We start from the raw sequence: 19693 nt of genomic DNA, 5'->3' as shown, positions 1-19693 counted from the left end.
AAAACTTGCTTAGATCGAGAAACCTTCGCTGTGTCGGCGGGAGGCCTGGATCGCCTCGCGATCGCGCTTCAGCTGCAGAATGGTCTTCGTGAAATCGAACAGGAACACGATACTAATCACTGCCGACACGATCATCATGACAACGGCCATGTCGAACTTCCTTACTTGGTAATGACAAACCGGCGAGCAGGCTTTGGTTTCGAGATGACCTCGGAGCGAAGTGCGTGCGCCGTCGCAAAGATCATCGTGAAAAACATCATCATCGAAAACAGCATCAATCCCATGGCGGTCATCCTTTCTGCCCCATCAACGGGGCAACACAGAAAAAGGTTCCGCAAAATACAGAGATCTATTCTTGCATCTACTGTTGCGATGGGTGAGAAGCGGCTCGGGGGAGAGCGTCGGTGCATCTTGCGCCATCCTGACGGGCGTGACACAAGACTGCCGAAACGGAATACGGTGCGATGACGACAGCTTTCTACCCCGGCTCCTTCGATCCGATCACGAACGGGCACCGCGATATTCTCGCCCAGTCTCTCGCCGTGGTGCAGACCGTCATCGTTGCGATCGGGGTCCATCCCGGCAAGACGCCTCTCTTTTCCTTCGATGAACGGGCAACGCTGATCCGCCACGCGATCGGCGAGACCTTGCCGGACCGCAGCGGGGATGTCTCGGTCGTCTCGTTCGACGATCTGGTCATCCATGCCGCGCGGCGCCATGGCGCGTCTGTTCTTATCCGCGGATTACGCGACGGCACGGATCTCGACTACGAGATGCAGATGGCAGGCATGAATAGCGAGATGGCGCCGGACATCCAGACCGTCTTCATTCCCGCCGCGACGGCCTCCCGGCCCATAACCGCCACATTGGTCCGCCAGATCGCGGCGATGGGCGGCGATGTCGGTCCTTTCGTGCCGAAGGTGGTCGTTCAGGCGCTCGCAATTCGTAAGGCGCAACGCTGACCTCGACGCTTTCGGCGCTATATATCGATACAGCCACAACACATCCGCAGACGAAACACGGAGCCATCATGACATTCTTCAAGCTTGCCCTTGCAGGCGCAGTATCCCTGGCAGTGCTTACCGGCGCTGCCGTCGCCCAGGCGAAGGACCTCCTGACGATCAACCTGAAAAGCGGTCCCGTCGTGATCGAGCTGCTCCCCGAAATCGCTCCGAAGCATGTCGCGCGGATCAAGGAACTGGCGGCCGAAGGCGCTTACGACAACGTCGCCTTCCATCGCGTCATCCCCGGCTTCATGGCGCAGACCGGCGACGTTCAGTACGGTAATCTCGAAAAGAACTTCGAGGCCGGTCGTGCCGGCATGGGCGGTTCGTCCAAGCCCGATCTGCCCGCCGAGTTTTCCAAGACGCCGTTCAAGCGCGGGACCGTCGGCATGGCGCGCTCGCAGAGCCCTGACTCCGCCAATTCGCAGTTCTTCATCATGTTCGACGAAGGCTCGTTCCTGAACGGCCAGTATACCGTCGTCGGCCAGGTCGTGTCCGGCATGGAAAATGTCGACAAGATCAAGAAGGGCGAGGGCGACAGCGGCTCCGTCACCAATCCCGACCGCATGATCAGCGTCAAGGTCGGCAAGTAACACCACCATTCTTTGAAGGAGAAGAGCATGGCCGAGATCAAGGATCCGGAAAACACGATCATCATGGAAACCACCAAGGGACAGGTCGTGATCGAGCTGAAGCCCGATCTGGCGCCGGGCCATGTCGCCCGCATCAAGGAACTGGTTGCGGAACGTGCCTATGACGGCGTCGTGTTCCACCGCGTCATCGAAGATTTCATGGCGCAGACCGGCGACGTGCAGTTCGGCAAGCAGGGCGGCAAGGATTTCAATCCGGCCCGCGCCGGCATGGGCGGCTCGTCCAAGCCGGACCTCAAGGCGGAATTCTCGGCCACCAGCCACGTGCGCGGCACGTGCTCCATGGCCCGCAGCCAGATGCCGAATTCGGCGAACTCCCAGTTCTTCATCTGCTTTACCGACAGCCCGTGGCTGAACAAGCAGTACACGGTCTGGGGTCAGGTCATCGAGGGCATGGAAAACATCGACAACATCAAGCGCGGCGAGCCGGTCAAGGATCCCGACAGCATCGTCTCGATGAAGATTGCTGCGAACGCCTGATTCAGGCTATGGCAAGGCCCGCCCGACAGCTTTCGCGGCCGTCGGGCGGGCCTCTCATTTTTAAGAAGTGCTTGTTTATGCGCGTCGATCTCTTCGACTTCGATCTCCCGGACGACAATATCGCCTTGCGGCCGGCAAGCCCACGCGACAGCGCCCGCATGCTCGTCGTGCGCCCGGGGCAACCGCTCGAGAATCGCAGTGTCATCGATCTCCCGTCTTTCCTCGAGCCCGGCGATGCCCTGGTCTTCAACGATACGAAGGTCATTCCCGCGCAGCTGGAAGGCGTCCGTCTTCGCGAGGGCGCGACCGAGCAGGCCGTCTCGACCACGCTGCACATGCGCATCGCGCCGGATCGGTGGAAGGCCTTCGCCAGGCCGGGCAAGCGGATCAAGCCCGGCGATCGCATTCGCTTCGGCGACGACCGCGACACCTGCCTTCTCGGTACGCTGGACGCGACCGTCGAGGCGAAGACCGAGGGTGGCGAGGTCACGCTCGCGTTCGATCTCTCCGGTCCCGCGCTCGACGAAGCCATTGCGGCCGTCGGGCATATTCCTCTGCCGCCCTATATCGCCTCCAAGCGACCGGAGGATGCAAAGGACCGTGAGGATTATCAGACCGTCTATGCCCGTGAGGAAGGGGCCGTTGCCGCACCGACGGCCGGTCTGCATTTCACCGACAGGCTCTTTGCCGCTCTGGACGCCCGCGGCGTCGAGCGCCATTTCGTGACCCTGCATGTCGGCGCCGGCACGTTTCTACCGGTAAAGGCCGACGATACCGACGACCACAGGATGCACCAGGAGATCGGCCACGTCTCGGCCGAGATTGCCGAAAAGCTGAACGCCGTGCGGGCGAGGGGCGGGCGGATCGTCTGCGTCGGCACGACGTCGCTCCGCCTGATCGAGAGCGCCGCAGCCGAGGACGGGCACATCGCACCCTGGTCGGGGCCGACCGGCATCTTCATCACGCCCGGCTACAGGTTCCGCGCCGTCGATATTCTGATGACGAATTTTCACCTGCCGAAATCGACGCTGTTCATGCTCGTCTCGGCTTTTTCCGGCCTCGACACCATGCGCACCGCCTATGCCACTGCCATTGCGGACGGCTACCGCTTCTATTCCTATGGCGATGCCAGCCTGCTTTTCCGGAACGAACCATGACAGAGACATTCCAGTTCAACCTGACCGCCACCGACGGCAAGGCGCGCCGCGGCGCGGTGTCCATGCCGCGGGGCACCATCCGCACGCCGGCTTTCATGCCGGTCGGGACCGTCGGCACGGTGAAGGCGATGTATCTCGATCAGGTGAAGGAACTCGGCGCCGACATCATTCTCGGCAACACCTATCACCTGATGCTCCGCCCGGGCCCGGAACGGGTGGCGCGTCTCGGCGGACTGCACGACCTGATCCGCTGGCAGGGCCCAATTCTCACCGACAGCGGCGGCTTTCAGGTCATGTCGCTCTCCGGCCTGCGCAAGCTGGACGAGCAGGGCGTGACCTTCAAGAGCCATGTCGATGGCGCCTTGCACCATATGTCGCCGGAGCGGTCGATCGAGATCCAGGGCCTGCTTGGCAGCGACATCCAGATGCAGCTCGACGAGTGCATTCGGTTACCGGCCGAGCCGCGCGAGATCGAGCGTGCGATGGAAATGTCGCTGCGTTGGGCCGAGCGTTGCAAGACGGCCTTCGGCGACCAGCCCGCCAAGGCCATGTTCGGAATTGTGCAGGGCGGCGACAACCCGGAGCTGCGTGTCCGCTCGGCGCGGTCGCTGGCCGGCCTCGACCTCAAGGGCTATGCGGTCGGTGGGCTCGCCGTGGGCGAACCCCAGGCCGTCATGCTCGACATGCTGGACACGACCTGCCCGGAACTCCCGTTCGAAAAGCCGCGTTATCTCATGGGCGTCGGCACGCCGGACGATATCCTGAAATCTGTCGCCCGCGGCATCGACATGTTCGACTGCGTCATGCCGACCCGCTCGGGCCGCCACGGCCTCGCCTTCACCCGCCGCGGCCGCATCAACCTGCGCAATGCCCGCCACGCAGAGGACATGCGCCCGCTGGACGAGCAATCCACATGTCCCGCCGCACGCGACTACTCCCGCGCCTATCTCCACCATCTGGTCCGCGCAAACGAATCCCTCGGTGGCATGCTCCTGACCTGGAACAACCTTTCCTATTACCAGGACCTCATGGCCGGTATTCGGAAAGCGATCGAGGAAGGGCGGTATGCCGATTTCATGGCGGAGACGCAGGAAGAGTGGGCGAGGGGCGATCTCGCTCCCGTCTGACGGCGCGAAGAAGGGCCCGGTCGTGGTGGGCCGGCGAGCGGCGCACCTGGCAGCGGCAGCATCGCTTTTAAAAATCAGATTTCCGGGCCTGGCGCCTGCTGCAGCATCTGCACCCCGTTGATCTTGTAGCTGCCATCGGGCTGGAGCGTCAGCGAATACAGCGCCGTCCAGTCCTTGCCGTCGGGCCCGGAGATCAGCACTTCCTGCACGACCGTGGAGCCCTCGATCTTGCTTCGGCCGAACGCAAAATTCCCGGGGCGGTAGACAGGCCGATAGCCGCGCTTCACCATCTCGAAAAACAGAGCCTGGCTCGGAAACAGTCCCTTGATCTGCGGCGAGGCAAAGGAATAGGCCGTCGCGGCATCATCGTTCAGAAAGGCTTCGATCTGCCGACCGATCACGGATCTCGCCGCATCCACCGGCTCGGCCGCCAGACCCGGCGAGGCCAACAGCAGCGCCACGATCAATCCCGCTCCCACGACAACACGCCCCATCGCAACCTCCATCCCATGACGACATAGGCCGCAGCTTACGCTGAAAGCGCGCAAAGGGAAGTATCAGGGCTCCACGGGCATCTTTCGCGACGTGAGAGAGCTGCAGCTCCGATATCCCAGGATCTTGCACTGTGACCGATCGCCTTGTGCCGGATCGGCGCCGTACCGCCCGTGTGTATCCGCTCCGGCAACCGGCGAACCTGGCGCTCGCTCAGATCCAGCGCATGCGACGGCGACACCGACGAGCAATCTTGCGGCGTTCATCCAGATCGATCTGGGAGGTGGCGCGTTTCATGGGGCGTTCCTTGCAACTGATAAGCCACTGTTATCGATCGCAAGTCGCACTTCATCCTTGAACCCACCCTGGCCAAACATCTAAGTCAGATAAGATAGATTATGGAACATAAGTCCATGCCGATGGCGGTTCATACGGTGTCTTTGGGCTGCCAAGGCGGATGCATCGTGCGTTCGAACACGGGCAGCGGTCAGCCTTGCATAGCGGGTCGCACATCGCACTTTCAACAGGTTCAGCCTCATCTCTTGACGCAACGTCCAAAGCGCGGCTAATCGACGGAGGTGTTTTTCAGCGACGAGATGGGCCATTGACCGACAGCACTTTGCGTATTCTCCCCGACGCCTTCATTCCCGAGCTTCCCGGGCGCTACAATGGCAAGGTCCGGGAGAACTACGATCTGGCGGATGGTCGGCGGATCATCATTGCGACGGACCGGCTGAGCGCGTTCGACGTCGTGCTGACGGCAATCCCGTTCAAGGGTCAGGTGCTGACGCAGACGGCGCGCTACTGGTTCGAGCAGACGGCGGATATCTGCCCGAACCATGTGCTCGAATATCCCGATCCGAACGTCGTCGTCGGAACGCGGCTCGATATCCTGCCGGTCGAAATCGTCGTGCGCGGTTATCTCGCCGGCACGACCAGCACGTCGATCCTGACCAAGTATCGCAACGGCGAGCGCTCCATGTATGGAACGCGTCTTCCCGATGGCATGAAGGACAATGAGAAGCTTCCTGCCGCCATCATCACACCCACGAGCAAGGCCTTCGATGGCGGTCACGACGAGCCGCTTTCGGCAGAGGACATCCTGGCGCAGAAGCTCTTGACGCCGGAGCAATGGGAAACGGTCTCGGCCTATGCGCTGGCGCTCTTTGCACGCGGACAGGAACTGGCGGCGAGACGCGGACTGATCCTCGTCGATACGAAATACGAGTTCGGCACCGACGCCTCCGGGCGCATCGTGCTGGCCGACGAAATCCATACGCCGGACAGCAGCCGCTACTGGATCGCCGAAAGCTATCCCGAGAGTTTCGCGACCGGCGGCCGGCCGAAGAGTTTTGACAAGGATTTCGTGCGCGCCTGGGTCACAGAGCGGTGCGATCCTTACAAGGATCCGATCCCGGCCATTCCGGACGCGCTGATCGATCAGACGTCCAAGGTCTATATCGAGGCCTATGAGACGATCACCGGTGGCACATTCGAGCCCGATCTGCGCGGCGACAGCGTTCTCGACCGCATCCGCGACAACCTGAGGCCCTATTTCTCCTAGACGCCGTCAGACGTCGAACACGACCTTGAGGCCGTCATAGGCCGGCTCGACATGGGCCGGCGTTTCCGCCATGACGGTGTCGTAGTCGAGCGGCACATGCATATGCGTGAGGATGGCGCGGCGCGGCGCGATGGTGTCGATCCAGGCGAGGCCCTGTTCGAGGGACAGATGGCTCGGATGATACTGATACTGCAGCGTGTCGATCACCAGCGTCTGCAGGCCACCAAGCTTTGCGACCGTCTCCGGCGGGAAATCGCTGACATCCGTGCAATAGGCGAAATCGCCGATGCGAAAACCGAGCGAATGGATCGATCCGTGCACCTGCAGCAGCGGCTCGAAGGTGATCGTGCCACCGGCGCCCTCGACATGGAACGGCTCCAGAGACGGCTCTATCAAGCAGGCGCGGATGATCGGCGGGTAATTGCTTCCGGGCGGTGACTGCAGGCAGTAGCTAAATCCCTCGCGGATCCGGGCGAGCGTAAAGGCGTCCGCCCAGATCGGCGTCTGTCGGCGGTTGTGAATGACGAAGCCGCGCAGGTCGTCGATGCCATGGAGGTGATCGGCATGCGAGTGGGTGTAAACCACGGCATCGAGGTCCCTCACCCCGGCGGCCAGCAGTTGCTCGCGCAGGTCCGGTCCGGTGTCGATCAGCACCGTGGTCCGCCCGCCGGTCTCCGACACCTGCTCGACCAGCAAGGCGGCGCGCAGTCTGCGGTTCTTCGGATTGAGCGGGTCGCAAGCGCCCCAATCGCCGGTGATGCGCGGCACGCCGGGCGACGATCCGCAGCCGAGAATGGTGAAAATCCGCCGTGCCGCCATCAACGCCACCGGTTCAGGATCGTGGCATCTTGGAAAAGACGCGATACGCGTTCTCCGTCGTGATCGCCGCGATCTCATCCACGGACAGGCCAAGCGTCTCGCCGAGCACCTGCGCGGTGTGGGCGACATAGGCCGGCTCGTTGCGCTTGCCGCGGAAAGGCTTTGGCGCGAGGTAGGGCGCGTCCGTCTCCACCAGCAGCCGGTCGTGCGGCACGGTGCGGGCGATCGTGCGGAGCTCCTCGGATTTCGGAAAGGTCAGGATGCCGGAGAACGAGATATAGCCGCCAAGCTCCACACCGATCCGGGCGAGATCCGGTCCCGAGGAAAAGCAGTGGAGAATGAAGGGGAACGCCCCCTTCCCGGTCTCAAGCGTCAGGATCTCGGCCATGTCGGCGTCTGCTGACCGGCTGTGGATGACGAGCGGGAGACCGGTTTCTCGTGCAGCGGCAATGTGACGGAGGAGGCCCGTCTTCTGGTCTTCCGGACGTTGCGTGTCGTAGAAATAGTCAAGACCCGCCTCGCCGATCGCCACCACCTTCGGATGCGCCGAGAGCCGGACGAGATCCTCCGTCGTGACGTCGAGTTCCTCGTCCGCATTGTTCGGATGCGTACCGACCGAACAGAACACAGTGTCGTATCGCTCGGCGACCGCCAGGATCGTCTCGAACCGTTTCACCCGCGTGCAGATCGTGACGAGCTTGTGCACGCCGATCTCGGCTGCACGGGCGACGATGTCATCCCGCTCGGCCTCGAAATCCGGGAAATCGAGATGGCAATGCGTGTCGATCAGCAAAGGAGCCGTCACGGTCAGGCCTCGGGCGCGATGTAGCGCGGGAAGACCGGCTTCGGCGCTTCGAGCGGCGTTCCCGAGGCGATCCGTCCGGAAGCGCCGAGAAACGCGAAGCTGCGGCGATCCTCCGGCACGGCCACGAGATCGAGAAGCTTCGCCGCCGAGCCCGGCATGAAGGGCTGCAGCAGGATCGCCACCTGGCGCACGACCTCTGCCGTGACGTAGAGCACGGTGCCCATGCGGGCAGGGTCGGTCTTCTTCAGCGCCCAGGGTTCCTGCCCTGCAAAATAGCGGTCGGCTTCCGAGACCACTGAGATGATCGAGGCAAGCACCTTGTGAATGGCAAGCGCATCCATGTCGGCTCGCGTCGAGCCGTGCAGCGCGTCTGCAGAAGACAGCATGGCCGCGTCCGCTTCGCTCAAGGGGCCACAGGCCGGAATGGCGCCGTCGCAGTTCTTGACGATCATGGACAGGGAGCGGCTCGCCAGATTGCCGATGCCATTCGCCAGATCGGAATTGAACCGCGTGGCGATCGCCTCCTCGCTATAGCTTCCGTCCTGCCCGAAGGAGACTTCGCGCATGAAGAAATAGCGGATCGGGTCGAGACCGAAATGCTCAACAAGATTGATCGGATCGACCACATTGCCGAGAGACTTCGACATCTTCTCGCCCTTGTTGAGCAGGAAGCCGTGGGCAAAGACCTTCTTCGGCAGCGGCAGGCCGGCCGACATCAGGAAAGCGGGCCAGTAGACGGCGTGGAAACGGATGATGTCCTTGCCGATCATGTGGATGCTCGCCGGCCAGTATTTCGCACGCGGCCCTTCCGGGTCCGTCAGGGCGCCGGTGGCGGTGATGTAGTTCGTCAGAGCATCGACCCAGACATACATGACATGCGCGGGATCGCCGGGCACGGGAATGCCCCAGTCGAACGTCGTGCGCGACATGGACAGGTCTTTGAGCCCGGATTTCACGAACGAGATGACCTCGTTGCGCCGCTCGGCCGGGCCGATGAAGTCCGGATTGTCTTCGTAATGCTTCAGCAGCCGGTCCTGGTAGGCGGACAGGCGAAAGAAATAGCTCGCCTCCTCGACCCACTCGACCGGTGTCCCCTGCGGCCCGTAACGCACGCCATCGGCGCGCATCTCGGTCTCGCTCTCCTGATAATAGGCTTCGTCGCGCACGGAATACCAGCCGGAATAGGCATCCTTGTAGAGGTCGCCGGCGTCCGCCATCCTGTTCCAGATGGCCTTCACGGCCTCGTGGTGGCGGGCTTCCGTCGTGCGGATATAGTCGTCGTTCGAGCCCTCGAGCAGCTTCACCATCGCCTGGAACTCGGCGGCATTGCGATCGGCCAGTTCCTGCGGTGTCAGACCCTCGCGCCGCGCCGTCTGCTGCATCTTCTGCCCATGCTCGTCCGTTCCCGTGAGGAAGAAGACGTCGCGCCCGTCAAGGCGCTCGAACCGCGCGACGACATCCGTCGCGATCAGCTCGTAGGCATGGCCGATATGCGGCCGCCCGTTCGGATAGGCGATCGCGGTGGTGATGTAGAAGGGGGACGTGTCTGTCATGGGCGGCACTTCTGCAGGTCGAGCTATCGGGCACTTGGGAGCGTGCACCGTCCTTAAACCAATCCCGGAGCGGAGGGAATGGAAGAGGTCGAAAAACGAGCCCTGCCAAGGGTTGCAAACTCAGGCGAGTCTTCCGGCCGTTCGCAGATCATCCAGAATGGACAGGACGGTCTGCTTTCGGTCGAGGTTGTAGGCGTCGGCCACCGTCAGGCGCTCGGAGAGCTCCGAAGACAGGCGCGCAAAGCGCTCGGCGCCAGCCAGATCGCCTGCAAGGCCTGCCGCCCTGGCCTGTCCCGTCACATGCCGGGCGACCAGGGTCGCGAAGAAATCGAAAATCGTATCGCTGTCCTTCGCGGCGAGGATCTCCGCCAGCTTGTGCATCTCGCGCCGGGCCGGCGCATCGTCGGGATGGGCGAGCATGTGGTCGAAGGCATCGATGATGTCGAGCCCGCCGTAATGGACGAGCTTCAGAGCTTCGGAAACGCTGCCTTTCGCCGCAGCGAGAACGCGCGCACCCTGTTCGCCCTCCAGCCGGATATCGAGATGCGCGAGCGCCTTCGTCATATCGGCGTCGGTGAGCGGCTTCAGGCTCAGCGGCAGGCAGCGCGAGCGGATCGTCGGCAGCAGCCGTCCCGGCGCGTGGCTGAGGACGAGGAACATCGACCGTTTCGGCGGCTCCTCGAGAATCTTGAGAATCGCGTTCGCCGCATTGCGATTGAGGTCATCGGCCGGATCGATGATGACGATGCGCCAGTTGCCCGTCCCCGAGGTTTGCGAGAAGAACCGCCCTGCCCGCCGCACCTCGTCCACGGTGATTGCGCTTTTCACCTTTCCCGTCTTCTCATCCACGGGACGCGTGAGATGGAGGACGTTGTGGGACGATCCGGCGGTGATCTGGCGGCTGACCACAGAACCCGGATCGGGGTCGGCGATCACCGTCGGCGCCGCGGCAGGTTCGGGATGGCTGAGCACATGGTTGGCGAACCGAAACGCGAGCGTCGCCTTTCCGATACCCTCCGGCCCCTCGATGAGGATCGCGTGATGGCCCTTGCCCGATCGGTATCCCGTCGCAAGAAAGGCTTGTGCCTCGGCGTGTCCGAACAGCACAGCGTTGTCGGACGGTGTGATGGCGCCATCCAGAATATCCGATCGACCGTCGCTCATGCCGTGACCTTCCCTGCCTGCCGATCGGAGATCAGGGCCTCAACGGCGGAAAGCACGTCGGCCGCGATGAGATCGACGGCACGTGACGCGTCGACGATGCGACACCGCCCCGGGTCTCGCGCCGCGATATCGAGAAAGGCCTCCCGGCGCTTCTCGTGGGTCTCCAGCTCTTCTTTCTCGAAGCGATCCGGCACGGCGCTCGCGACATCGGCGGACTGCGACGCACGGCTGCGCGCCCGCGCGAGGCCCTCGGCTGCGGGCATATCGAGGATGATGGTGATATCGGGCCGCAAGCCATTGATCGCTACACGCTCCAGCCCGTCGATCAGCCGCTCCGGCAGATTTCCGGTAATCCCCTGATAGACGCGCGACGAATCCATGAAACGATCGCAAAGCACGACACTTCCGGTCTCGAGAGCCGGCCGGATCACGGTTTCCACATGGTCGCTGCGTGCGGCGGCAAAGAGCAGCGCCTCCATGCGCACGCCATAGGATTCAGCGGCTCCCGAGAGGATGACATGCCGCACCGCCTCGGCGCCGGCAGAGCCGCCGGGCTCGCGGGTGATGCGAACGGCATGGCCACGCGCCTCCAATGCGCCGGCCAGCAGGCGGATCTGGGTCGATTTGCCGACCCCCTCACCGCCCTCGAATGTCACGAACACTGCCTCTGCCGCCAAATCCATCGCCTCTGTCGTCTGAGGACCGCAAGACATCGCCCTGCGCCCGACCGCTCCCGTGCTCTCGCGAGACTTCTGGAGCGGTTGGGTGATCCAGTAGCCTATTGCTCCCTGTCTGAAAACAAGCACCTTGGTCTGAAGACAAGCAGCTTGAAAAGGCGCGGCCAGGACGGCAAGCGCGTTGGCCCGAGCGCCGGCCGCTTAAAGCCAGAAGAACAGCAATTCCTGAAGGGCATCCGTCGCGCGGCTCGTCAGCGAGCCCGCCTCGACGGAGGCTGCCGCTTTCAGGGGAACCTCGCGGAGAAGGTGATCGCCGTTCCAGATCCGCAGCGTGGCTGCGACATCACCGGCGCGCACGGGAACGGTCAGAGGCCAGCGGTAAACCACGCGTGCGGAAAGCTTCGCCGGCGTTTTCACCGGCAGCAGAATATCGACCGGCCCGGCGGTCACCAATCCCACGGTCGGACGGTCGCCACCATAGACGCTCGCCTCCGCGACGAGCTCGCTTTCGGCAAACAGGCGCTTCTCCGAAAACTGTGTCATCGCCCAGTCGAACACGCGCTTTGCCTCGGCGGTCCGATCCTTGTCCGTCTGCAACCCGTTCAGCGCCAGATCGACCCGTCGCCCATCCCGCTCCATAGACGCGACGATGCCGTAGCCATAGCCTTCGGCAAAGCCGGTGACATAACCATCGACGCCGATCTCGGCGGAAATGAGCGGATTGCGGTTTCTCTGGCGGATCTTGTTCCACTCGAACTCCGCCTGCCGGAACAGCACGACGTCGTCGGGATAGGCGGACCGCACATGGCGCGCGAGGGTGACGAGATCGCGCATCGTGGTGAGATTGCCCGCGGCCGGAAGGCCTGTCGGATTGGCGAATGTCGAGGCTTTCAAGCCGATCTCACGCGCCCGCGCGGTCATGCGTTCGGCGAATTTGCCCTCGCTGCCGACCATGCCTTCCGCCAGCACGATGCAGGCGTCGTTGGCATATTGCACGACGATGCCTTGCAGCAGATCCCCGACCGAAACGCGCGAATTCAATGCCGCAAACATCGTCGATGTGCCCGACGGTGCACCGCCGGTTCGCCAGGCATGTTCGCTGACCGGAAAAAACGTGTCGCGCGCGAGGCTTCCATCCTTCAACGCGGAAAGCACCAGCTCCACGGTCATCAGTTTCGCCATGGATGCCGGCGGTACGGCTTCGTCTGCGGCTTTCGAGAGGAGCACCGTGTCGGTCAGCGCGTCGATCACCAGGGCCTGGCGTGCCTTGGTCTCGAATTCCTGCGCTTGTGAAGCCGACCCGGAAAATGCCAGCGCCATCGCGACAGCGAGCATACCGCCCCATTGCCAACGCCTCACGAGCCGTCCCCATGTGCGGCGACGTTTCGGTCGGGCCTAGCGGGCGCTGCGCTTGGCATGGGCCATGATCGCGGACGAGGTAAGCGCATGCGGATCGACCATGATCGCATCGAAGGCGGTTTCCGACGTGCTGACGCGCGCCTCGACATAGGCGGCGGCATAGAGTGCGCCATTCCCCGACTTCCCGAAATTGCCCGGGCGCTCCACAGGGATGGGACCGATGTCCGGAAGCGTCACGAACGCCTCCAGAGCCTCCATGGCGCCCGGCGCGCGGAGCACGTGATCCGGCTCAGCGAGCGCGGTCATGGAAGAGCCACGGTCAAGCGACGGAGCGGCGGACGGCGACGGGCGCATGCGGACTGCCTGTGCCGATGCCTTGGCCGGAATGGAAACGGTGCCCAGATCGGCCGAACCGAGATTGCGCACCTGCCGCGCCAGCGGTTCGTTTGAAGCAACCATAACGCCGGAAGCAATCTGGCCCTCCGGCGCAATTCCGGGAACGCGGCTCCCCTTGGACGCATAGGACGCCATCAGATAGGGCATGTCATTGCCTTCGAGCGGCGCGCGGCCGACATACTGGACGCGCACCTGGGCGCTGCCCTTGCGCTTGATGTCGAGGAGATCGGCCGTCTTCGAAGACACGTCGATGATCCGTCCGAACTCATAGGGTCCGCGATCGTTGACACGGACGATGACCGACGACCCATTCTCGACATTGGTCACGCGCGCATAGCTCGGCAATGGAAATGTGGGGTGCGCGGCAGAGAGATGCGCCGTATCGTAGACTTCGCCGTTGGCGGTCAGCCGGCCATGAAATGCCGATCCATACCAGGACGAGATGCCAGTCTTATTGTAGCTGAAATCTTCCTTCGGCGTGTACCACTTGTCCTTGACCTTGTAGGGCTTGCCGACCTGATAGCGTCCGCCGCCTTTCGGAATATTCTTGCCGTCGGCGACACGGGGGCTCGCTTTGACGCCGTAGACGGATTCCGGAAAATACTCCTTGCTGCGCTTCTTGGGTGCATCGACCTTGCCCGTCGTGCCGCAGGACGTCAGCACAAGACAAATAGCCGGAACGGCGGCGAAACCTGCGCCCTTCACCAGGAAACGTGCGTATTGTCTGAAAGTCATGTGTCCCACATTGCCGCTATCTGACGAAACCGGAGCACCCCTGCCCCTCGCGGGCGAGCCGGTCGTACCAAAAAGATACAGTCGTCAAAAATGACAGCAACATGGCATAAATGCGAACGCGGTCGTCGCGCAGCCAACGGAATTGCCTTTTATGGTTAATGCTTGGTTACGATGATAGGCTGCCGCACTCAGCAGACATACTCGATGATCGTATAATTGACGCCCACGATCCGGCCGCCGGGATCGCGGACGAAGGACGGGATGTATTGTTCGTCAGGAGGCACGCAGATTTCGGCGCGCTGGTCAGAAACGGTGGCGTCCGCCGGAGCCGAAGGCCTGATTCCCGCCAGTGCAACATCGGCATAGAGGCTTGAATCCAGATTGCCTAAGGCAGCAACAGCCGGCTGCGACAAAGCAACACCCAGGACGAGAGCCGAGATAGTCATGACAGTCCGCATCGCTCATCTCCATCGTTACGGTTTATCCTCCGCAGCAACACGTTCCGTCGATTTTTGTTCCAGACACCATCCCGATACCCGCACCCCGGCCCCTCGCCTTCCCTTCATCCCGCAAAACCCACCGACCACACAGGTAAACCCCGAGTTGACGACCTGCCCGCCAACCGCTAATCCCATCACACCCTCGAACGACGTCAGCTTCCGGAAGAGTGTCCGAGTGGTTTAAGGAACCGGTCTTGAAAACCGGCGTGCGGGAGACCGTACCGTGGGTTCGAATCCCACCTCTTCCGCCATCCCCGCCGATTGTCCGCTAAGGTACGATATCGTGCGCGAACACCGCCGATTGCCGCACGGAATCTTTGATCGGCAACGAAGCTGGCCCCGCAACATGATCGGCGACCAACGTTCGGGCCACGGAGGTTCAGGAAAAACTCGTGCGGCTCAGGCGGAAGTATCGCTTTCGAGAATTCCTCCGACAGGTTCGACAAGATGCTCAAGCAGGCGGCGGGCGCTGCCGGACAGGCTGGCCTCGTCACGGATGCAGATGCGCAAATCGCGGAGCGCCCATTCGTCGGTGAGGGGGACAGTGCCGATTGCCATCGTATGCGCCGCTCGTCGGGCGGTCGTTTCCGGCACAATCCCGATGCCAACACCGGCTTCGACCATGAGACATACGGCGTCGAAACTTCGGAGCTGGACGCGAAGCCGCAGTCTGCGTCCGAATCGAGCGGCACGACCAATGAGGAAGCGCTGAAGAGCACTGGCGCGATCGAGGCCCACGAAATCTCGATCGAGTACGTCAACAAAGGCTAGGGACGATCGATCGGAGAAACGGTCGCCGCGTGGCAGCACGACCACAAACCGATCCGACCGAAACGGCAACACCTGAAGCGTGCCGGTATCGACCGTTCCGGCTACGATACCGAGGTCGGCGATCCCTTCGGCGACGAGGTCGACGATCTCGTCGCTCAAGCGCTCCTGAAGGTCCACCGTCGTACCAGGAAAGGCTGCGAGGAAACGGCCGAGTGCTGCCGGCAGGAATTCGGTCAGCGCATTGGTGTTGGACAAGAGCCTGACGTGGCCGCCCGTTCCACCCGCGTAGGTCGCCATGTCCTCGTGCATCCGGTCCGCCTCGGCCAACAGGCTGCGGGCATGTAGAAGCAAAGCTTCGCCGGCCCTCGTGAGCGTGACACCCTGGCGACTACGCGCCATGAGTTGCGTTCCCAGAATATCTTCAACACCGCGCAGCCGCGTGCTGGCAGCGGCCAGAGCCGTGTTCGCACGCACAGCGCCGGCGGTGATGCTGCCAGATTCGGCGATATGCCGGAACAGGGAGAGATCGTTGAGATCGAGGCGACGCATGAGAGCCTTCAGGTTTGACGAAGGATGATATCAGATATCGCAGATTTTCAAAGGTCATGACTTGCTCCATCCTTCGTATCTGTGGAAGTTGGAGATGCGAGGGTACGGTGCAAGAAATTTGGTTGCCAGTCGGGCTTGTCAGCATCACGATCGGCCTCTGGGCGGTGGGACGATTGCCCGAATACCTTACGGCATTGTTGTTTTTTGCCGCCGCCATGGTGCTGCATGCTGCGCCGGCTGACGTCGTCTTTGCCGGGTTTCTGTCTTCCGCGTTTTGGCTGGTGCTCAGCGGCTTTGTCCTCGGTGCCGCAATCCGCAAAGCCGGCTTGGCAGACCGCGCCGCCCGGTCTCTTTCCACGTATTTGTGCGGCTCCTGGCTGTGTATGGTCGGCGGCGTCGTCCTGCTGACCTACGCGCTCGCGTTCGTCATGCCATCCAACATGGGTCGTATCGCTTTGCTGATGCCGGTCGTCATGGCGCTGGCGGACAGAGCCGGACTGGCAGATGGTGGTCGCGGTCGCATCGGGTTAGCACTCGCGGTCGGATTCGGCACATTTCAGCTATCGGCCAGCATCCTGCCTGCCAACGTCCCTAATCTCGTCATGGCCGGAGCCGCGGAAACAACGTTCGGCATCCACCTTTCGTATCTTCCCTATCTGCTTCTTCACGCACCGGTGCTCGGCCTGCTAAAGGGTACGGTTCTTGTCGGTTGCATTTGCATTCTCTTTCCGACCCAGCCGAAAAGGCCGGCGACCATAGAGACGTCATCGTCTCTGACCTCGCCGGAGATCCGGCTCGGACTCCTCCTGATCGCTACATTGGCGCTTTGGATGACTGATGCCCTCCATGGAATCGGACCGGCGTGGATCGGGCTTGCGGCAGCCTGCATTTGCCTTCTGCCACGCATCGGCTTCCTGACCGGTGAAGACTTCGCGTCCGGTGTCAATTTTCGCACCTGTATCTACATCGCCGGCATTCTGGGTCTCGCGGCATTTGTCACGCATACCGGCCTTGGCGACATGATCGGTCGGTTTCTTCTCGCGGTCCTGCCGCTGGACCCGGAGCGGCCTGCGTCGAATTTCGGAACGCTGGTGGGTCTGAACACTGCGCTCAACTTCGTCGTCACTGCCAACGGCGTACCCGCCTTGTACACGCCGCTCGCCCAAACACTGGCAGATGGCTCAGGCCTGCCTCTTTTGACAGTGCTGATGGTGCAAGTCATCGGGTACGCGACGCCGCTCTTGCCGTACCAGGCATCTCCCATCGTCGTCGCTATGGGCATGGGCAAGGTGCCGGCCCGCGACGGGATCATTCTATGTCTGACGCTTGCCGCCCTGACATTCGCTGTGCTCGTGCCCCTCGACTACTTGTGGTTTCGAATGCTCGGGCTGATGCATGGATAGTCGCGGGTCGCCGATCCAAAGGTCATGCACCCGCGGCCCATATCGACACTGGGCCCGAGTTCATCTCGAAGGCGCTCTGCCGCTGAACCTGACAACACGGACTCACGTTAGACGTCATCCGATTAAATTTGCCTTCGGCGAGAGCTCGAACACCCGCCGTCCTGACAAGGACCGGAAATCATTTGGTCCTGTCCCCCGGCGGATGCCCGACCCAAGGTTGAGGCGTGGCTGCGAGACCGGCGAGCGCGGACCTTAGATATCGCTTGGCTAACTGAAGCTGCACTAATATATTACCGTCGCGGTCAAGATTGCCGCCAGATGAACGCCGGATAGGCACGGCAATCTGGATGAGGAACCGGGGGACCCTCACATTTGGGAAAAACGACCAAGGCCTGTGGCGCCAGGTGTGCAGCGATTTTTCGGTAAAGACAGGCGTAAAATCGAGGACTTAAAGCGCAAAAAGTGAATCGGAAAGATCGCAACACGCTTTGGGCGTAGGGATGAGCCTCACAAGGCTGATGACATCGCTGGGATCCGATTTCGACAGTTCAGCGACACAACAATGCAGTTTCGGGAGGAGCCGAATATGGAAAACACGACGATCAAAAGGATACTCATCGCGGGCTCGGGTCAGGTTGGCTCCGAGATCGGCTTCTATTTTGCCGCGCGCGGCCTCGACGTTGTCATGTACGATGTGTCTCAGGGATCGCTGGAGTCCTCGCACGAGCGTCATGGCCAATTCGCTACCGCTCTCGCTGCCGAGGGCTGGTGGGGGACGGTCAGCCCGGCAGAAACGCTGTCGCGCCTGACTTACGAGACCGATCTGGCGAAAGCCGCGGTCGATGTCGATCTCGTGAGCGAGTCGGTCACAGAGGCGATCGACGTCAAGCGCAAGACATATGAGGGCTTGTCGATTCACTGCCCGGCCAAGACGATTTTCACGAGCAACACATCGACGATGCTGCCAAGCCAAATCGCCGCGTTCACCGACCGCCCGGAACGCTTCCTCGCTTGCCACGTCGCACGGCCGATTTGGGCACGGCCGATGTTCGAGATCATGCCGCACCCGGGAACGGACGCCGGTCTGGTCGATGAGATCGTCGCCTTCTCACGTCGGATGGGGCTGGTCCCGATCCTGATCGCCAAGGAACATGCCGCCTATATCTCGAACTCGCTGATCGCCTCCTTCGTGACGACAGGCCTCGATCTCGTTGCCCGCGGCGTCGCCTCGTTCGAGGATGTCGATCGCGTCTGGATGATCGGGACGGCCATGGAAATGGGCCCGATCGGCATGGTGGACATGATGGGCATCGGTACCGTCTACAATGCGCTGAGCCATATGGCCGAGCACGGTGGCCGAACGGAACTCTTGCCGATCGTGACTTACCTCAAGGAGAATTTCGTCGATCAGGGCAAGCTGGGCGTCGCCAGCGGTCAAGGCTTCTACCGCTACCCCGATCCCGCGTTCCGCCATGCGGAATTTCTCAAATAAGAGTGGCGTTCAAGACCATTCAGCGCAGGTCCGGTAACGCCGGACCGGCGTTGGGCTTTAGCCTCGGGATCACGGAAAAACGCGTACCGGTGACATGACCGATACGTTACATTCCTTGATACAAGCGAGTAGCGCGCGATCGCATCACCTAGAATTTGTCGCTCCAGCGTGGCGACATTTCTCCGGGATTTTCCTGAAGTCGGCCCAAGAAAAATAGCAAAATCAGACCCCACCTCTTGCGCTTCATCTAGGATCATTCTAAACGCTGGCCACGGCTCGTTGATCGACCCGAAGAGGCCTCGTGGCGGAGTGGTGACGCAGAGGACTGCAAATCCTTGCACCCCGGTTCAATTCCGGGCGAGGCCTCCAAACACTATTTTAGTCTCCTTCAACGAATTGATTTCTCTCTCGAATGCCTCAGTCGTGGCAATCGGAAACTCTCGCGTTCCGCCATACGGAAGTCGGCTGTGGAAGACCGGTCTCTCTTTCACCAATACCGCTTTATAGATCGTCCTTTTAGGGCTCGTTTTGGTGCAAACCATCGTTCATCGGCCCTGCTGGTGTGAAGAGTAGACGGGAGAGTTCGATTCTGTCACAAGGGCACCGGACGCGACTGCCGTTGGTTTTAGAACGGGGTCGGGCGACAGATTGACGTCACGTCGCTGCCACGAGATCACGGCGGCCGTCCATTTTTTCTTTACACCATTTTCCCTTTATACGAGAAGACAAGCCCTCGCCTATGCGAGATTGCGCGGAAGCGATTTCGTCACTTCGCCGCGTCCCGATGCTGCGAACTTCCCCCGTTCGTGAAATTTGCCGGACCGCGCTGCTTTGTCAACGCATAAAGCCCCAGCATCCTGACGGCGAGACAATGCCTGCACTAGGCTCAGGACCTATTAACCTCTTGCGGCGCGCTCTGCGTTTTGATTCACTGGGATCGAAAGGAGACGCTGCCATGAGTGACCTGATGCTGTTGTCGGAGGCGCAGATGCGCCG

19 protein-coding genes and 2 tRNA genes are annotated in these 19693 nt (G+C 61.8%); 10 read left to right on the top strand and 11 right to left on the bottom strand.

Annotated features, from left to right (window positions below):
• Window positions 1–9 precede the first annotated feature (9 nt).
• Entirely contained in the window at window positions 10–150 is a 141-nt protein-coding gene (locus tag C8J36_RS24775; RefSeq protein ID WP_165914957.1) for a hypothetical protein, read from the bottom strand.
• Window positions 151–464: 314 nt separating this feature from the next.
• Here C8J36_RS24775 and coaD point away from each other — a divergent pair, with 314 nt between their 5' ends.
• The 5 genes from coaD (at window position 465) to tgt (ending at window position 4418) form a co-directional block, all read left to right on the top strand.
• Window positions 465–962: a pantetheine-phosphate adenylyltransferase gene (coaD, locus tag C8J36_RS04630; protein ID WP_132533087.1), complete on the top strand. Its 498-nt coding sequence runs from the start codon at window positions 465–467 to the stop codon at window positions 960–962.
• Between the two features lie 68 nt (window positions 963–1030).
• On the top strand, window positions 1031–1597 hold the full coding sequence (locus C8J36_RS04625) for a peptidylprolyl isomerase (protein WP_132533085.1): 567 nt from the start codon (window positions 1031–1033) through the stop codon (window positions 1595–1597).
• A gap of 27 nt (window positions 1598–1624) precedes the next feature.
• A complete protein-coding gene (locus C8J36_RS04620; protein ID WP_132533083.1) occupies window positions 1625–2134 on the top strand; it encodes a peptidylprolyl isomerase in 510 nt (169 codons plus the stop codon).
• 77 nt (window positions 2135–2211) lie between these two features.
• Entirely contained in the window at window positions 2212–3291 is a 1080-nt protein-coding gene (gene queA / locus C8J36_RS04615; protein WP_132533081.1) for a tRNA preQ1(34) S-adenosylmethionine ribosyltransferase-isomerase QueA, read from the top strand.
• Complete coding sequence (tgt, locus tag C8J36_RS04610) at window positions 3288–4418, top strand: tRNA guanosine(34) transglycosylase Tgt (RefSeq protein ID WP_132533079.1); 1131 nt, start codon at window positions 3288–3290, stop codon at window positions 4416–4418. The genes queA and tgt overlap by 4 nt, the downstream gene beginning before the upstream one ends.
• A 74-nt stretch (window positions 4419–4492) precedes the next feature.
• On the opposite strand, the gene C8J36_RS04605 is transcribed toward tgt, so the two are convergent.
• Entirely contained in the window at window positions 4493–4912 is a 420-nt protein-coding gene (locus tag C8J36_RS04605; RefSeq protein ID WP_132533077.1) for a DUF4864 domain-containing protein, read from the bottom strand.
• 617 nt (window positions 4913–5529) lie between these two features.
• Between C8J36_RS04605 and C8J36_RS04600 the strand changes: the two genes are divergently transcribed.
• Window positions 5530–6474 (top strand): phosphoribosylaminoimidazolesuccinocarboxamide synthase, encoded by a 945-nt coding sequence (locus tag C8J36_RS04600; protein WP_132533885.1) that lies wholly within the window; start codon window positions 5530–5532, stop codon window positions 6472–6474.
• Window positions 6475–6480: 6 nt separating this feature from the next.
• On the opposite strand, the gene C8J36_RS04595 is transcribed toward C8J36_RS04600, so the two are convergent.
• From C8J36_RS04595 to C8J36_RS04560, 8 genes are all read right to left on the bottom strand, one after another.
• Window positions 6481–7293, bottom strand: a complete 813-nt coding sequence (locus C8J36_RS04595) for an MBL fold metallo-hydrolase (RefSeq protein WP_132533075.1) — start codon at window positions 7291–7293, stop codon at window positions 6481–6483.
• A 13-nt stretch (window positions 7294–7306) separates the two neighbouring features.
• Window positions 7307–8086: a TatD family hydrolase gene (locus tag C8J36_RS04590; protein ID WP_132533883.1), complete on the bottom strand. Its 780-nt coding sequence runs from the start codon at window positions 8084–8086 to the stop codon at window positions 7307–7309.
• A gap of 14 nt (window positions 8087–8100) precedes the next feature.
• The gene (gene metG, locus C8J36_RS04585; RefSeq protein WP_132533073.1) at window positions 8101–9651 is read right to left on the bottom strand and encodes a methionine--tRNA ligase; all 1551 of its coding nucleotides are present in this window, start codon (window positions 9649–9651) and stop codon (window positions 8101–8103) included.
• 120 nt (window positions 9652–9771) lie between these two features.
• Complete coding sequence (locus C8J36_RS04580) at window positions 9772–10815, bottom strand: DNA polymerase III subunit delta' (protein WP_132533071.1); 1044 nt, start codon at window positions 10813–10815, stop codon at window positions 9772–9774.
• A complete protein-coding gene (tmk, locus tag C8J36_RS04575; protein WP_132533069.1) occupies window positions 10812–11498 on the bottom strand; it encodes a dTMP kinase in 687 nt (228 codons plus the stop codon). Before tmk ends, C8J36_RS04580 begins: the two co-directional genes overlap by 4 nt.
• A gap of 195 nt (window positions 11499–11693) precedes the next feature.
• Window positions 11694–12827 carry a D-alanyl-D-alanine carboxypeptidase family protein gene (locus C8J36_RS04570; protein WP_132533067.1) on the bottom strand — a complete coding sequence of 378 codons (1134 nt, stop codon included), beginning with the start codon at window positions 12825–12827 and terminating at the stop codon, window positions 11694–11696.
• 60 nt (window positions 12828–12887) lie between these two features.
• Window positions 12888–13982: a septal ring lytic transglycosylase RlpA family protein gene (locus C8J36_RS04565; RefSeq protein ID WP_062593180.1), complete on the bottom strand. Its 1095-nt coding sequence runs from the start codon at window positions 13980–13982 to the stop codon at window positions 12888–12890.
• A 188-nt stretch (window positions 13983–14170) separates the two neighbouring features.
• The gene (locus C8J36_RS04560) at window positions 14171–14440 is read right to left on the bottom strand and encodes a hypothetical protein (protein WP_062593177.1); all 270 of its coding nucleotides are present in this window, start codon (window positions 14438–14440) and stop codon (window positions 14171–14173) included.
• A gap of 203 nt (window positions 14441–14643) precedes the next feature.
• Between C8J36_RS04560 and C8J36_RS04555 the strand changes: the two genes are divergently transcribed.
• Window positions 14644–14733 (top strand) — tRNA-Ser (locus C8J36_RS04555).
• Window positions 14734–14881: 148 nt separating this feature from the next.
• Here the strand turns inward: C8J36_RS04555 and C8J36_RS04550 are convergent.
• Window positions 14882–15802 (bottom strand): LysR substrate-binding domain-containing protein, encoded by a 921-nt coding sequence (locus tag C8J36_RS04550; RefSeq protein WP_132533065.1) that lies wholly within the window; start codon window positions 15800–15802, stop codon window positions 14882–14884.
• A gap of 107 nt (window positions 15803–15909) precedes the next feature.
• Between C8J36_RS04550 and C8J36_RS04545 the strand changes: the two genes are divergently transcribed.
• The 3 genes from C8J36_RS04545 to C8J36_RS04535 all read left to right on the top strand — a co-directional run bounded on the left by C8J36_RS04545 (window position 15910) and on the right by C8J36_RS04535 (window position 19066).
• Window positions 15910–17205: an SLC13 family permease gene (locus tag C8J36_RS04545; protein WP_245506458.1), complete on the top strand. Its 1296-nt coding sequence runs from the start codon at window positions 15910–15912 to the stop codon at window positions 17203–17205.
• Window positions 17206–17791: 586 nt separating this feature from the next.
• Window positions 17792–18697, top strand: a complete 906-nt coding sequence (locus C8J36_RS04540; RefSeq protein WP_165914956.1) for a 3-hydroxyacyl-CoA dehydrogenase — start codon at window positions 17792–17794, stop codon at window positions 18695–18697.
• Window positions 18698–18992: 295 nt separating this feature from the next.
• Window positions 18993–19066 (top strand) — tRNA-Cys (locus tag C8J36_RS04535).
• Window positions 19067–19693: the final 627 nt, after the last annotated feature.

It is taken from the genome of Rhizobium sp. PP-F2F-G48, from assembly GCF_004342335.1.
Classification (GTDB): Bacteria; Pseudomonadota; Alphaproteobacteria; order Rhizobiales; family Rhizobiaceae; genus Ferranicluibacter.
The sequence above is the reverse complement of the archived record's forward strand: the minus strand, read 5'-3'. Positions and strand labels throughout refer to the sequence as shown.

Excerpts from the sequence above, each read along its gene's own strand:
- C8J36_RS24775 (WP_165914957.1), bottom strand. The coding sequence starts at position 150 with ATGGCCGTTGTCATGATGATCGTGTCGGCAGTGATTAGTATCGTGTTC.
- coaD (WP_132533087.1), top strand. The coding sequence starts at position 465 with ATGACGACAGCTTTCTACCCCGGCTCCTTCGATCCGATCACGAACGGG.
- C8J36_RS04625 (WP_132533085.1), top strand. The coding sequence starts at position 1,031 with ATGACATTCTTCAAGCTTGCCCTTGCAGGCGCAGTATCCCTGGCAGTG.
- C8J36_RS04620 (WP_132533083.1), top strand. The coding sequence starts at position 1,625 with ATGGCCGAGATCAAGGATCCGGAAAACACGATCATCATGGAAACCACC.
- queA (WP_132533081.1), top strand. The coding sequence starts at position 2,212 with ATGCGCGTCGATCTCTTCGACTTCGATCTCCCGGACGACAATATCGCC.
- tgt (WP_132533079.1), top strand. The coding sequence starts at position 3,288 with ATGACAGAGACATTCCAGTTCAACCTGACCGCCACCGACGGCAAGGCG.
- C8J36_RS04605 (WP_132533077.1), bottom strand. The coding sequence starts at position 4,912 with ATGGGGCGTGTTGTCGTGGGAGCGGGATTGATCGTGGCGCTGCTGTTG.
- C8J36_RS04595 (WP_132533075.1), bottom strand. The coding sequence starts at position 7,293 with ATGGCGGCACGGCGGATTTTCACCATTCTCGGCTGCGGATCGTCGCCC.
- metG (WP_132533073.1), bottom strand. The coding sequence starts at position 9,651 with ATGACAGACACGTCCCCCTTCTACATCACCACCGCGATCGCCTATCCG.
- C8J36_RS04580 (WP_132533071.1), bottom strand. The coding sequence starts at position 10,815 with ATGAGCGACGGTCGATCGGATATTCTGGATGGCGCCATCACACCGTCC.
- tmk (WP_132533069.1), bottom strand. The coding sequence starts at position 11,498 with ATGGATTTGGCGGCAGAGGCAGTGTTCGTGACATTCGAGGGCGGTGAG.
- C8J36_RS04570 (WP_132533067.1), bottom strand. The coding sequence starts at position 12,827 with ATGCTCGCTGTCGCGATGGCGCTGGCATTTTCCGGGTCGGCTTCACAA.
- C8J36_RS04565 (WP_062593180.1), bottom strand. The coding sequence starts at position 13,982 with ATGACTTTCAGACAATACGCACGTTTCCTGGTGAAGGGCGCAGGTTTC.
- C8J36_RS04560 (WP_062593177.1), bottom strand. The coding sequence starts at position 14,440 with ATGCGGACTGTCATGACTATCTCGGCTCTCGTCCTGGGTGTTGCTTTG.
- C8J36_RS04550 (WP_132533065.1), bottom strand. The coding sequence starts at position 15,802 with ATGCGTCGCCTCGATCTCAACGATCTCTCCCTGTTCCGGCATATCGCC.
- C8J36_RS04540 (WP_165914956.1), top strand. The coding sequence starts at position 17,792 with ATGGAAAACACGACGATCAAAAGGATACTCATCGCGGGCTCGGGTCAG.